The following is a 13,394-nucleotide window of genomic DNA, read 5'->3' as shown; positions in this document are numbered from 1 at the left end:
CGGCGGCCGGCCACCGGGCTTCACAGCACGGCCGACCGCGCCGCCCCGGCCGTCCGCGGCAGCCCCTGGATCTCGCGGGCGAGTGCGCGGCGGGCCCGCATGAAGGGGCGGGGCCGGTCGACGGCGAGCACCGCGGTCGTACGGCCGTCCCGTTCGTACCGGGCGAGGAGGCCGCCCTCCGCGGGCCCGCCCCCGGCGGTCCCACCCTCGGTGATGCGGACGGTGTCGCCCTCCCGGCGCCGGCCGGCGAACTGAAGGCGGGCGCCGTACTGGTCGGACCAGAAGTACGGCTCCGCCCGGGCGCTTCGCACCGTGCGCCCGGCGAGCAGGTTCGTCACGGCGACCCGGGGCTGTCGCGTGGCGGAGGTCCAGTGCTCCGCGCGGGTGCCGCCGACGCGGGCCACGTCGCCGACGGCGACCACCTGCGGCAGGGAGGTCACACAGCCGTCGTCGCACAGGACGCCGTCGTTCAGGACCAGTGCCGAGCCCGCCAGCCAGGCGGTGTTGGGCGTGGCGCCGATGCCGACGATCACCACGTCCGCGGGCAGCGTCCGGCCATCGGTGAGCGCCACCGCGGTGACGGTCGCCGTGCCGTGCAGTGCGGCCACACAGGCGCCGGTGACCAGTCCAACGCCGCCGCGGCGGTGCAGTGCGGCGCACACGGCGGCCATCTCGGGTCCGAGTTGGGGCACGAGCGGCAGTGGAGCGGCCTCGACAACGGTGACGGCGTGCCCGAGAGCCGCGCACGAGGAAGCGGTCTCCGCGCCGATGAAGCCGCCGCCGATGACGACCACCCGGCGTGGTCCGCGGGTGAGTTCCGCGCGCAGGGCGCGGGCGTCGTCCAGGGTGCGCAGGGTGTGGACGCCGGTGAGCGGGTCCACGGTGAGGCGGCGGGCCGAGGCGCCGGTGGCGACGACGACCCCGTCCGTGGACACGGTGCGGCCGTCGTCGAGCAGGACGGTACGGCCGCGGGCGTCCAGACCGCGGGCGCGGACGCCGAGCAGCCACTCGGCGTCCAGGTCGGCGCCCTCCTCGGCGTCGGTGAGCGCCAGCAGGTCCTCGTCGGCCCGGCCGGTGAGGTAGTCCTTGGAGAGGGGAGGCCGGTCGTAGGGCCGGTGGGACTCGTCGCCGACGATCACCAGTCGGCCGTCGAATCCCTGGGCCCGCAGTTCCCGGGCGGCGTACAGGCCGGACAGCGAGGCGCCGACGACGGTCACGGTCCTCATGCGGCGCTGCCCTCCTCGGCGGCGAGATGGACGTGGACGAAGCCGTCGTCGACGGTGACCCGGTGGGTGCGCACGGGCCTGCGGGCCGGGAGGCAGGTGGGCCGACCGGTGCGGAGGTCGAACAAGGCGGCGTGCAGCGGGCATTCGACCAGGCAGCCCTCCAGCCAGCCGTCGGACAGCGAGGCGTCCTGGTGACTGCAGGTGTCGTCGATGGCGTAGAGATCGCCGTCGTCGGTGTGGAAGACGGCGATCGGCGGGTTCGTCGCGACGCGGGCGGACTCGCCCTTGGGGAGGTCTTCGAGGCTGCAGACGGGAATCATGGGCTCCCCTCTCGGTCCGGAGCGTGTCCGGTGGGGTGCGCGGACGCGTACCCTTCCGGGATCCGGACGCTTCGGTAACATGATGTTTCACATAGCGCACTGGAGAGCGCTATGCGCAACAGAATCCGGGCGGGCGCCCGTGGCGTCAAGGGCTTCCCGCAGATGCGGTCCCCCACAGGGCCGCCAGGTGGTGAGAGTTGAGCCATGACCCGCACACAGAGGCAGCAGCCCGACCATGGTGAGGACCACGTGGAGAACAAGCAGGGCGGCAGAGGCGCCGCGAGCGCCGTGCAGTCGGTGGACCGCGCCGTGAGCGTGCTGGAGATCCTCGCCCGGCACGGGGAGGCGGGTGTCACCGAGATCGCCGACGAGCTGGAGGTGCACAAGTCCACCGCGTTCCGGCTGCTCGGCGTGCTGGAGAACCGGGGCCTGGTGGCCCAGGAGAAGGAGCGCGGCAAGTACTACCTGGGCGCCGGCGTACTGCGCCTCGCGGGGGCGGCGGCGGTGCGGCTGGACATCTCGCAGGAGGGCGTGCCCGTCTGCCGCGAACTCGCCGACGAACTGGGCGAAACGGCGAACATCGCGGTGCTGGACGACGACGCGGCGGTCAACGTCATGCAGGCGCGCGGCACCGCCTCCGTGACGGCGCAGAACTGGCTCGGCCGGCGCACTCCGCTGCACGCCACCGCCAGCGGCAAGGTGCTGCTCGCCCATCTGCCGCCCACCCTGCGCGAGGGCCTGCTGGCCCGCCCGCTGCACCGGTTCACCGAGCAGACCGTCACCGGCGCGGCGGTGCTGCGCGGCGAGCTGGAGACCGTGACCGGGCAGGGCTACGCGATCACCCAGGAGGAGCTGGAGATCGGGCTCGCGGCCGTGGCGGCACCCGTCCGTTCCCACGACGGCAAGGTCATCGCCTCGATCAGTGTCTCGGGCCCGGTGTACCGGCTGACGCCGGACCGGCTGCCGGACCTGGCGAAGCGCACCCTGGCGGCGGGGGTCGAGCTGTCCCGCCGCATGGGGTACGGCGACTGAGCGACCGACCGTACGGACGGACGGCACGGGACCGGGATCGCGAAGGGGATCCCCCGGTCTCGCGCCGCACCGCGTCCGCCGCACCGCGTCCGGCGTGCTGCGTCCGGCTGATTTCGGCCTTCGTTTTCCCTTTGCCAAGCGTTGAGACGCACCTCTTGACGGCCAGTTGATGGCATTCCCACTATGTTCCTCATCGCGCAACCCATCGTGCAATGCGCAACAGCAGAGGAGCTTGTCGTGCCACACGAGGTCCGTGCCGTAGTCGCTGTGAAGAGGGGCGCACCCGTCGAGGTGCAGACGATCGTCGTCCCGGATCCGGGGCCCGGCGAGGTGCTGGTCGCGGTGCAGGCCTGCGGGGTCTGCCACACGGATCTGCACTACCGGGAGGGCACGATCACGGACGACTTCCCGTTCCTGCTCGGCCACGAGGCGGCCGGCACGATCGAGGCGGTCGGCGAGGGCGTCGGCGGCCTCGCGCCGGGCGACTACGTGGTGCTGGCCTGGCGGGCGCCCTGCGGACGCTGCCGTTCCTGCCGGCGCGGCCGCCCGTGGTACTGCTTCGACTCCCAAAACGCCGCACAGCCGATGACGCTGCTGGACGGCACCCCGCTGACCGGCGCCCTCGGCATCGGAGCCTTCGCCGAGAAGACACTGGTCGCCGCCGGTCAGGCGGTGAAGGTCGACCCGGCCGCCCGCCCCGAGGCCGCGGGTCTCGTCGGCTGCGGGGTGATGGCCGGTTACGGCGCCGCCGTCAACACGGGCGGCGTGGGGCGCGGCGACTCGGTCGCCGTCGTCGGCTGCGGCGGCGTGGGCGACGCGGCGATCGCGGGCGCCGCCCTGAACGGCGCCATGAAGATCATCGCGGTCGACGTCGACGGCGGGAAGCTGGACCGGGCGGAACGGTTCGGCGCCACGCACACCGTCGACTCCCGGGGCACCGACCCCGTCGAGGCGGTCCGCGCCCTCACCGACGGCCACGGCGTGGACATCGCGATCGACGCCGTGGGACTCCCCGAGACGTTCCGCCAGGCCTTCTACATGCGCGACCACGCGGGCGTACTGGTCCAGGTCGGCGTGCCCACGCCGGACACCACGGTCGAACTCCCGCTCATCGACGTGTTCTCGCGCGGCGGCGCGATCAAGTCGTCCTGGTACGGCGACTGTCTGCCCAGCCGCGACTTCCCGTTCCTGATCGACCAGTACCTGTACGGGCTGCTCGACCTCGGCGCCTTCGTCTCGGAGACGACGACGCTGGACGGGGTGGAGGAGGCGTTCGCCAAGATGCACCGCGGCGAGGTGCTGCGTTCGGTGGTGGTCCTGTGAGCGCCCACGGCCCCCGGCGTCCGCCGCGCGTGGTCGTCGTCGGCGCCGGAATCGTCGGCTGTTCCCTCGCCGACGAGCTGACCGCGCGCGGCTGGACGGACGTCACCGTCCTCGACCAGGGCCCGCTGCCCGCCCCCGGCGGCTCCACCTCGCACGCGCCCGGCCTCGTCTTCCGGACCAGCCAGTCCCGCACCCTGACGGCCTTCGCGCAGTACACCGTCGAGAAGTTCGGCTCCCTCGAATCGGACGGTGTGCCGTGCTTCCAGCAGGTCGGCGGCCTGGAGCTGGCCACCACGCCGGAACGCCTCGCCGACCTGCACCGCAGGGCCGGTCACGCCGCCGCCTGGGGCGTGCGCGGCGAGGTCGTCGGCGCCGCCCGCTGCAAGGAACTCTGGCCGCTGCTCGACGAGTCGGTGGTGCTCGGCGGCTTCCACACCCCCGGGGACGGACTGGCCCGGGCGCTGCACGCCTGTCGCGCCCAACTGGACCGCGCGACCGCGCACGGTGCCCGATTCCTGGACCGGCACACGGTCACCGGCATCGAGCGACGGGACGGGAGGGTGACGGGAGTGGTCACGGACCGGGGCACGTTCCCCGCCGACCACGTGGTCTCCGCGGCCGGTTTCTGGGGGCCGGTCGTCGGCCGTATGGCGGGCGTCGACGTCCCCCTGCAACCGCTCGCCCACCAGTACGCGAGGACGGTGCCGCTGCCCGCCCTGCGCGGCGCCACGGCGGAGGCGTCGAAGCCGATCCTGCGCTTCCAGGACCGTGATCTGTACTTCCGTGAGCACTCCGACCGGCTGGGCATCGGCTCCTACGCCCACCGTCCGCTGCCCGTGGACCCGTTCGCCGTGCTCCCCTACGACGAGGCCCGCGCCCGGAACATGGACATGCCGTCCTCGTACCCCTTCACCCCGCGGGACTGGGCGCCGAGCTGGGAGGACTGTCGCCGGCTGATGCCCGCCCTGCGCGACGCCGAGGTCGAGTCGGGCTTCAACGGCGTCTTCTCCTTCACCCCGGACGGCATGCCGGTCCTCGGCGAGTCCCGCGCCCTGCGGGGCTTCTGGCTGGCGGAGGCGGTCTGGGTGACCCACTCGGCCGGTGTCGCCAAGGCCGTCGCCGAGTGGATGGTGAACGGACGGCCGTCGCTCGACGTGCACGAGTGCGACCTCACGCGATTCGAGGAGGCGCAGCGTTCACCGGCGTACATCCGTGAGCGCGGTTCACAGCAGTTCGTCGAGGTGTACGACGTCGTCCACCCGCTCCAGCCCATGGAGCGTCCGCGCCCGCTCAGGGTCAGCCCCTTCCACGCCCGCCAGCGGCAACTCGGCGCGTACTTCCTGGAGGGCGGCGGCTGGGAGCGCCCGCACTGGTACGAGGCGAACGCGGGCCTCGCCGCCGACGTACACGTGCCCGAGCGCGACGCCTGGTCGGCCCGCCACTGGTCCCCGATCGCGGCGGCCGAGGCGCGGGCCACCCGCGAGAGGGTCGCCCTGTACGACATGACCCCGCTGCGCCGCCTGGAGGTCACCGGCCCCGGAGCCCTCGACTTCCTCGACCGCATGACCACGAACAACCTCCGCAAGAAGCCCGGGGCGGTCACCTACACGCTTCTCCTCGACGAGACCGGCGGCATCCGTTCCGACCTCACCGTCGCCCGCCTCGCCCCCGACCGCTTCCAGATCGGCGCCAACTCCCCGGCCGACCTGGACCACCTGCTGCGCCACGCGCCGGACGGTGTCCACCTCAGGGACATCACCTCCGGCACCTGCTGCGTCGGCGTGTGGGGCCCGCTGGCCCGCGACCTCGTCCAGCCGCTGACCCCGGACGACTTCTCGCACGAGGCGTTCGGCTACTTCCGCGCGAAGGAGACCTACGTCGGTCACGTACCGGTCACCGCCATGCGCCTGAGCTACGTCGGGGAACTCGGCTGGGAGCTGTACACCACCGCCGACCTCGGGCTGCGGCTCTGGGACACGCTGTGGGAGGCCGGGCGCGAACTCGGCGTGGTCGCGGCCGGGCGTTCCGCCTTCAACTCCCTGCGGCTGGAGAAGGGATACCGGGCCTGGGGCACCGACATGACCGACGAGCACAACCCGTACGAGGCGGGTGTCGGCTTCGCGGTCCGCATGGACAAGGCGGACTTCGTCGGCAGGGCGGCGCTGGAGCACGCGGGCGAGCCGGACCGGCGCCTGACCCCCCTGCTCCTCGACGACCCGGCCGCCGTCGTCCTCGGCAAGGAGCCGGTCCATGTGGACGGCGCCCCCGCCGGGTACGTGACCAGCGCCTCGTACGGCTACACGCTCGGCCGCTGCGTCGCGTACGCCTGGCTTCCGGCCCCGCTGGCCGCCGGCACCGGCGTGCATGTGGAGTACTTCGGCGAGAAGGTGGCCGCCACCGTCGCCGACGAGCCGCTGTTCGACCCGAAGATGACCCGCATCCGCCGCTAGACACGGCTGAGGACGCCAGGAGGCCCCGAGTTGTCCCCCACCTACGACGTGATCGTCATCGGTCTCGGCGGCATGGGCAGCGCCGCCGCCCACCACCTCTCCGCTCGCGGCACCCGTGTGCTCGGCCTGGAGAAGTTCGGCCCGGTGCACAACCGGGGCTCCAGCCACGGCGGTTCCCGGATCACCCGGCAGTCGTACTTCGAGGACCCGGCGTACGTGCCGCTGCTGCTGCGCGCCTACGAGCTGTACGAGGACCTGGCGCGGGCCTCCGGCCGGGACATCGCGCTGCTCTGCGGCGGGGTGATGGTCGGCCGCCCCGACTCGTGGACCGTCTCCGGCTCGCTGCGCTCGGCGCGCGAGTGGGACCTGCCGCACGAGATGCTGGACGCCCGGGAGATCCGCCGCCGCTTCCCGACACTCACACCCGAGGACGACGAGGTCGCCCTGTACGAGGCCAAGGCCGGGCTCCTGCGGCCCGAGAACACGGTCGCCGCCCATCTCCAGCTCGCCACCCGGCAGGGCGCCGACCTGCACTTCGACGAACCGATGACCCGCTGGGAGCCGTACCGGGACGGGGTGCGCGTGCACACCGCCGAGAACACCTACACCGCTTCCCACCTGGTGATCTGCCCGGGCGCGTGGGCACCGCGGCTGCTCGCGGACCTCGGGGTGCCGTTCACGGTCGAGCGGCAGGTCATGTACTGGTTCCAGCCGCGCGACGGCATCCGTCCCTTTCGCCCCTTCCGCCCCGCGAACCATCCGATCTACGTCTGGGAGGACGCGGCCGGCGTCCAGGTCTACGGCTTCCCGGCCATCGACGGCCCCGAGCACGGCGCCAAGGTCGCCTTCTTCCGCAAGGGGCAGGTCACGACGCCGGATTCCATCGACCGCACCGTGCACGGCCACGAGGTCGAGGCGATGGCGGACCACATGTCGGGCCGCATCCCCGATCTGCCCGGCACCTTCCTCAAGGCCACGACCTGCATGTACACCACCACCCCCGACGAGCACTTCGTCATCGCCCGCCACCCGGCGCACCCCGGATCGGTCACCGTGGCCTGCGGCTTCTCCGGACACGGCTTCAAGTTCGTACCCGTCGTGGGCGAGATCCTCGCCGACCTGGCGCTGACGGGCACGACAGCGCACCCCATCGGTCTCTTCGATCCCGCCCGAGGAGTACGCACGTGACGACGACCCCCCTGTCCCCCAGCCTCATCGCGACGCTTCCGGGCCGCTACTACACCGACCCGGAGGTCTTCCGTCAGGAGCAGCGGCACGTCTTCGAGTCGATGTGGTTCTGCGCGGTCCGCGGCGCCGACCTCGAGCGGCCCGGCGCCTTTCGCACCGTGCGGGTCGGCCGCGAGAGCGTGCTCGTCACGCGTACCCGCGGGGGCGGGCTGCGCGCCTTCCTCAACGTCTGCCGGCACCGCGGCGCACAGCTCTGCCTGGAGGAGTCCGGCGAGGTGCGCCGCACCCTGCAGTGCCCGTACCACGCGTGGACGTACGACCTCGACGGCAGGCTGGTCGCCGCGCCCAACCTGACGCGGATGACGGACGTCGACCGGTCGGCGTACGGCCTGGTCGAGGTCGCGCTGCGCGAGTGGCTCGGCTATGCCTGGGTGTGCCTGGCCGACGAGCCGCCCTCCTTCGAGGAGACGGTGCGCGGCGCGGCGGTCGAACGGCTCGGCGATCCGGCCGCCGTCGAGCAGTACGGGACGGAGGGCCTCGCCCTCGGCCGGCGCGTCAGGTACGACGTGCGGGCCAACTGGAAGCTGATCGTCGAGAACTTCATGGAGTGCTACCACTGCGCGACCATCCACCCCGAACTCACCGAGGTGCTACCGGAGTTCGCCGAGGGCTACGCGGCGCAGTACTACGTGGGCCACGGTGCCGAGTTCGGCGACGGGGTGAAGGGCTTCACTGTCGACGGCAGCGAGGGCTTCGGCAGGCTGCCCGAGGTGTCCGGGGACCAGGACCGCCGCTACTACGCCATCACGGTCAAACCGACGGTCTTCGTCAACCTCGTGCCGGACCATGTGATCCTGCACCGCATGTTCCCGCTGGCCGAGGACCACACGGTCGTCGAGTGCGACTGGCTGTACGCGCCCGAGGTGGTGGCGTCAGGAGCCGACCTGTCCAAGTCGGTCGAGCTGTTCCACCGGGTCAACACCCAGGACTTCGCGGCCTGCGAGCGGACCCAGCCGGCCATGTCGTCCCGGGCCTACCGGTCGGGTGGGGTGCTGGTGCCGACCGAGCACCACATCGCGATCTTCCACGCGTGGCTGCTCGAGCGGCTCGGCGACCGCGAGGCACCGCGCTCCGCGGGCGGGGGCGTGGGCTTGGGCTTGGGCGGCGAGCCCGGCTAGGAGGGTGACTGGGCGGGCCGTTTGTACATGCGGGTCGCCATGATCTCGCTGTGCACCGTCTCGCCCTCCCCGTCAGCGGCCGGGGTCGGCTGGGGCAGTCCCGGTTTCAGATGCTCCTCCACGCTGATGTACTTCAGTCCCGCCCTGAGGTCGGCGTCGTTGCGCAGCCGGATGACCAGCGGGAACTCGGCCAGCGCGGTCGTGTCGAACAGGCCGGTGGTGTACAGGAGCTGGACGCCGAGCGCGTCCGAGACGGCCCGCTGGAGCTCCAGCAGGTAGGTGGCGTTGGCGCGGCCGATGGGGTTGTCGAGGAACAGGGTGCCGGCGTGGCGGTGCCGGTCGCGGCCCCGGTCGTTGCTGCGCAGGGCGGCCATCGTGCAGTACAGGGCGATGGCCGCGGTGAGCAACTGGCCGCCGGAGAAGACGTCGCCCATCTGGCCGACGGGGACGCGTTCGGCGCGCAGTACGGCGTCGGGCTTGAGGATCTCGACGGCGACGCCCTTGGGATTCAGGGCGGCGGCGACGCCGCGCAGCAGCAGGGACATGCCGTCGCGGCGCAGGTCGGAGTTCTTCTTCACGGCCGCGCGGGTGGCCTCGTCGACGACCTCGCCGAGCCGCTCGGTGAGCGTGGCCTGGTCGGGTTCCTCGAAGCGGATGCGCAGGAACTCCTGTCCGGACCACTCGCCGAGTCCTTCCGGCAGCCGGGAGAGCCGCTGGGCGGAGCGGAGGGTGGCGAGGGCGGACTCGACCAGGCCGCGCAGCCGGTCCACGATCGAGTCGCGGTTGCGCTCGAGCTGCGCCAGTTCGTCGGTCAGGACGCGCAGCCGCGGGGCGAAGGCGTCGGCCCACTTGGCGGCGTGTTCGGGCAGCGCGGCGGCGGGCAGTTCGCGGATCTGCTGGCGGGCGGGGGTGCGGACCTGCTCGTAGCGGGTGGAGTTGGCGTGCCGGACGAGGACGTCGCTCGCCTCGCGTACGGCGGCCTCGGCGGCGGACAGGTCGGCGGCGCAGCCGCGCAGCGAGCGGCGGGCCTCGGCGGCCGACTGGCGGGCCTCCTCCAGACCGCCCGGGTAGGGCTCGGTCTCCTCCTGCTCCTCTTCGGGCGCGTGTTCGCGCAGCAGGTCGCGGAGCATGGCGGCGATCTCGTCGAAGCCGCCGGCCGCGTCCTCGGCGGCGCGGTGCGCGTCGAGCAGTTCGGCGTGGGCCGCGCGGGCCTGGGCCAGTGCCTCGGTGCGGGAGGCGAGTTCGGCGCTCGCCGTGCGCAGCAGGGTCTGGGCGTGCTCGGCGTCGCGCGGGAGGAGGTCCCCGGTGAGTTCGGTGTGGGTATCGCCGTCCTCGGGCGCGTGCCGTTCGGCCTCGCCGCGCAGTCGGCCGAGCTGTTCGCTCGCGCTGGACATGCGCGTTTCCAGGAGCTGCACCAGTTCCTCGGCGCGGGCGGCGGCGGCCTGCCGGGAGGGTCCGTCGGAGCCGTCGGGCGACTCCAGCAACTGCCCGGCCCGGGTGCGGACCTTGTTGCTCAGCCGGTCCAGGTCCGCACGGGCCGCGCTCTCGTCGCTCTCCGCGCGGGCCTGTTCGGCGCGCAGGTCGGCGCCGACGCCCACCTTCTCGTAGAGCTGGGAGGCGGCGCGGTAGGCCTCGCGGAGGGCGGGCAGCGACGGCTGGGGTGTGTCGGGTCCGCTCCCGGGTGTCTCGTCCGGTACGTCGTCGGGGGCGCCCGCGATCTCGGAGCGCTCGGCGCGCAGTGCGCGGGCGGTGCGGCGGGCGTCGTCGGCGGCGCGCTGGGCGGCACGCCGGTCCTCGTCGGCGGCGCGGGCCCGCTCCAGACAGGTCTGGGCGCGGGCCTCGGCCTCGGCGCCCTCGTCGGCCAGTTCACGGAGTTTCACCTGCCAGCCGGCGCGTTCGCGCAGCCGGAAGGCGAGTCCGGCGAGGGCGTCGGCGGCGCGTCGGGCCTTCTGCGCGGCCTCCTGCCGCTCGTCCCGCATCCGTACGGCCTCGGCGGCGCTCTCGTCGGCCTCGGCCCGCGCGGTGCGTGCCTCGGTCAGTTCGGCCTCGGTCTCCTCGGCGAAGGCGCGGGCCTCCTCGGCGGTGCGTGCCAGTTCGGCGAGGCGTCCGGCGGGGCAGCCGGTGCGCCAGGAGGCGAGCCGGGCCGCCAGCTCTCGGTCCTTGCCGAGCCGGGCGGCGAGGGTGCGGATCTCCTCGTCGCGCTCGCCCGCCCGTGCGCGCAGCGCGTGCCGCTCCTCGTCGGCGGCGTGCTCGTCGTGCATGGCCGGGTTCGGCGGTACGAGGAAGACGTCCCCGGTGTCGGTGTCGGGGGCCGGGGTCGGGGCGAGGAGGGCGGCGGCCGTGCCGACGGCGACGGCGGAGCGCGGCAGCAGGGCGGCGGCGCCGAGGACCTCTCGGGCGCGGGTGTGCGAGTCGGGGTCGGTGATGACCACGCCGTCGACCAGCTCGGGGCGGGCGGCCAGCACGCGCGCGTGGTCGGCGGGGTCGACGGCCTGCGCGAGGTAGCGCCAGCCGGGCAGGGCGGGGATGCCGTGCTCGCCGAGGAACTCGACGGTGGCCAGCACGTCCGGTCCCGGCGGCAGCAGTCCGCCGTCGCCGAGCGCGCCGAGGATGCGGGAGTCGTCGGCGGCCGCGGTGCGCAGCTCGAAGAGCTGGCGTTCGGCGGCGGAGACGGTGCCGTCGAGCAGTTCGCGCAGCTCGTCGGCGAAGCGGTCGAGCTCTTCGGGGGCCAGCGCACCTTCCGCTGCCCTGGGAGCGGCGGTCCGGTCGTCACGGTCGGCGTCCTGGCGGGGCTGGGGGATGCCCGGACGGGGCTCGGCGGCCAGGCCGAGCAGGTCGGCGAGCCGATCCTCCGCCGCCAGTGCCTCGGCCGTGCGCCGCTCGGCCTCGTGGGCGCGCCCGGCCGCGGTGGCCGCGTCCGCGGCGCGGGCCGCCGTCAGTTCGGCGCGGTTCTCCGCGGCGGCGGCCTCGCGCGCGTGCTCGGTGGTCCGGCGTGCCGCCTCGCGGGCGGTGTCCCAGGCCGCGACGGTCGTCTTCTCGGCGTCGCTGGCCGCGAGGGCGGCGCGGGCCGGGTCGGCGTCGGGCGCGCTGTCGTCCAGCCAGCCGGCGCGGACCGCCTCGGCGGTCTCCTGCTCGACCTCGCCGAGGCGCTGACGCAGGTGCCCGGCCTCGCTGCGGGCGCGCTGCGCCTCGGTGGCGGCGGTGGTGGAGTCCCGGTGGGCGGCCTCGCCGGCCTCCTGGAGGGCGGCGGAGCGCTCCTCCTCCTCGTTGGCGTGGTGCTCGGCCTTCCCGGCCGCCGTGTGCAGGGCGCCGACGAGCCCCACGGCGGCCTTGGCGCGGGCGGCGAGCGCGGGGGCCGCGTCCCGTTCGGCCTCCTGGATGGCGGCGGACACGCGGGACACGCGGTCGGCGGCGGCACGATGGCGCAGGACGGCCTCGGCGGCCTGCCAGGCGGAGTGCAGGGTGCGGGCGTCGGCCAGTTCACGCTTCTGCGCGGCGGCGGACTTCTCCGCGGCGGCCAGGGCCAGGGAGGCGTGCCGGTAGGCGAGTTCGGCGGCGACGAGGGAGCCGCGGTCCCGTGCGGACTCGGCGTGCGTGACGGCGTACGCGGCGGCGGTGACCCGCTGGGCGAGGTCGCCGGCCCGCACCCGCTCCCGGGCGCCGCGGGCGGAGAGCCGGCGGGCCAGGTTCCTGGTGCGGCGTTCGGCGGCGGTGTGGATGTCCCGCGCGCGCGTGCGCGCCTCGGCGGCCTCGACGATCCGGCCGAGGAGGTCGGCGGACCCGGCGGTGAAGTCGCGTTCGGCGATCAGCTCGGCGCGCCGGCCCAGCTTGTTGCCGAAGCCGCCGACCAGGTCGGCGAGTCCGTCCGTGTCACGGGTGTCGGTGACGGCCCGCAGCAGCAGGTCGGTGAAGTCGGAGTCCTTCTTGACGGCGAAGAGGCCGGCGGCCTCGCCCTCGTCGGCGTTCATCTCGCGCTGGTAGCGGAAGAGTTCGGGGTCGAGAGCGAGGTCGCCGAGGTGCTCGATCCAGCGGTCGTGGATCTCCTCCCAGTGCACCTCCAGATGCGGGTACGTCTTGCCGGCCTCGGTGAGCGCGTCCCGGAAGCCCTTCATCGTGCGCCGCCTGCCCTGCGCGCCGGAGACGCCGTCGGCGGGCGGGCGTACGGCGGTGGCCTCGGCGACGGGCAGGTTGTCCAGGGTCAGTCCCGGGCCGGGCCGGAAGGAGTACCAGGCCTCGGCGAACTTGCGCGGGTCGCCCGAGACCTGCCGGCCGCGCCACTCGCTGACCTTGCCGACGACGACGCACTCGCCGGTCTGCACGTGCTGCCACTCCAGCGCCACGTGTCCGCAGTCGTCGGCGAGCAGGAACTTGCGCAGCACGCCGGAGCTGGCGCCGCCCAGGGTGTTGCGGTGCCCCGGCAGCATCACCGAGAAGATCAGCTTGAGCAGCACGGACTTGCCGCCGCCGTTCTCCAGGAACAGCACGCCCGCGGGAGCGGGCCGGCGGGGCGGGCCGACGGGCTCCTCCTCGAAGAACTCCGCCTGCGTGGGCGCGGGGTCGGGCACGGGCTCGCCCACACCGCGCAGGTCAAGCACGGTGTCGGCGTAGCGCGCACCGGCGGGTCCGATGGAGTAGAGGCGGACCCGGGACAGCTCGTACATGGCGGACTCTCCTAAG

The 13,394-nt window shown here is 73.9% G+C and carries 8 protein-coding genes; 5 read left to right on the top strand and 3 right to left on the bottom strand.

Annotated elements, in window-relative coordinates; genetic code table 11:
* Positions 1-20: 20 nt before the first annotated feature.
* Together KUM40_RS11065 and KUM40_RS11060 are read right to left on the bottom strand one after the other, a co-directional pair.
* Positions 21-1,226, bottom strand: coding sequence for an NAD(P)/FAD-dependent oxidoreductase (locus KUM40_RS11065; RefSeq protein ID WP_217165615.1), 1,206 nt, complete (start codon positions 1,224-1,226; stop codon positions 21-23).
* Entirely contained in the window at positions 1,223-1,546 is a 324-nt protein-coding gene (locus KUM40_RS11060; protein ID WP_217165614.1) for a bifunctional 3-phenylpropionate/cinnamic acid dioxygenase ferredoxin subunit, read from the bottom strand. The genes KUM40_RS11065 and KUM40_RS11060 overlap by 4 nt, the downstream gene beginning before the upstream one ends.
* Positions 1,547-1,750: 204 nt before the next feature.
* On the opposite strand from KUM40_RS11060, the gene KUM40_RS11055 reads away from it, so the two are divergent.
* The 5 genes from KUM40_RS11055 (at position 1,751) to KUM40_RS11035 (ending at position 8,717) form a co-directional block, all read left to right on the top strand.
* A complete protein-coding gene (locus tag KUM40_RS11055) occupies positions 1,751-2,578 on the top strand; it encodes an IclR family transcriptional regulator (protein WP_254394926.1) in 828 nt (275 codons plus the stop codon).
* 237 nt (positions 2,579-2,815) lie between these two features.
* The gene (locus KUM40_RS11050) at positions 2,816-3,901 is read left to right on the top strand and encodes an S-(hydroxymethyl)mycothiol dehydrogenase (RefSeq protein ID WP_217165613.1); all 1,086 of its coding nucleotides are present in this window, start codon (positions 2,816-2,818) and stop codon (positions 3,899-3,901) included.
* Positions 3,898-6,351 carry an FAD-dependent oxidoreductase gene (locus tag KUM40_RS11045; protein ID WP_217165612.1) on the top strand — a complete coding sequence of 818 codons (2,454 nt, stop codon included), beginning with the start codon at positions 3,898-3,900 and terminating at the stop codon, positions 6,349-6,351. The genes KUM40_RS11050 and KUM40_RS11045 overlap by 4 nt, the downstream gene beginning before the upstream one ends.
* A 30-nt stretch (positions 6,352-6,381) precedes the next feature.
* Positions 6,382-7,539: an N-methyl-L-tryptophan oxidase gene (gene solA / locus KUM40_RS11040; RefSeq protein WP_217165611.1), complete on the top strand. Its 1,158-nt coding sequence runs from the start codon at positions 6,382-6,384 to the stop codon at positions 7,537-7,539.
* Entirely contained in the window at positions 7,536-8,717 is a 1,182-nt protein-coding gene (locus tag KUM40_RS11035; protein ID WP_217165610.1) for an aromatic ring-hydroxylating dioxygenase subunit alpha, read from the top strand. Before solA ends, KUM40_RS11035 begins: the two co-directional genes overlap by 4 nt.
* Here the strand turns inward: KUM40_RS11035 and KUM40_RS11030 are convergent.
* Positions 8,714-13,378 carry a hypothetical protein gene (locus tag KUM40_RS11030; RefSeq protein WP_217165609.1) on the bottom strand — a complete coding sequence of 1,555 codons (4,665 nt, stop codon included), beginning with the start codon at positions 13,376-13,378 and terminating at the stop codon, positions 8,714-8,716. The genes KUM40_RS11035 and KUM40_RS11030 overlap by 4 nt on opposite strands.
* Positions 13,379-13,394 lie beyond the last annotated feature (16 nt).

It is taken from the genome of Streptomyces sp. AC512_CC834 (genome assembly GCF_019049325.1).
Lineage (GTDB): Bacteria > Actinomycetota > Actinomycetes > Streptomycetales > Streptomycetaceae > Streptomyces.
Note: the sequence above shows the minus strand (reverse complement) of the source record. Positions and strands in the feature narration are given on the sequence as shown.

Excerpts from the sequence above, each read along its gene's own strand:
- KUM40_RS11055 (WP_254394926.1), top strand. The coding sequence starts at position 1,751 with ATGACCCGCACACAGAGGCAGCAGCCCGACCATGGTGAGGACCACGTG.
- KUM40_RS11060 (WP_217165614.1), bottom strand. The coding sequence starts at position 1,546 with ATGATTCCCGTCTGCAGCCTCGAAGACCTCCCCAAGGGCGAGTCCGCC.
- KUM40_RS11065 (WP_217165615.1), bottom strand. The coding sequence starts at position 1,226 with ATGAGGACCGTGACCGTCGTCGGCGCCTCGCTGTCCGGCCTGTACGCC.
- KUM40_RS11030 (WP_217165609.1), bottom strand. The coding sequence starts at position 13,378 with ATGTACGAGCTGTCCCGGGTCCGCCTCTACTCCATCGGACCCGCCGGT.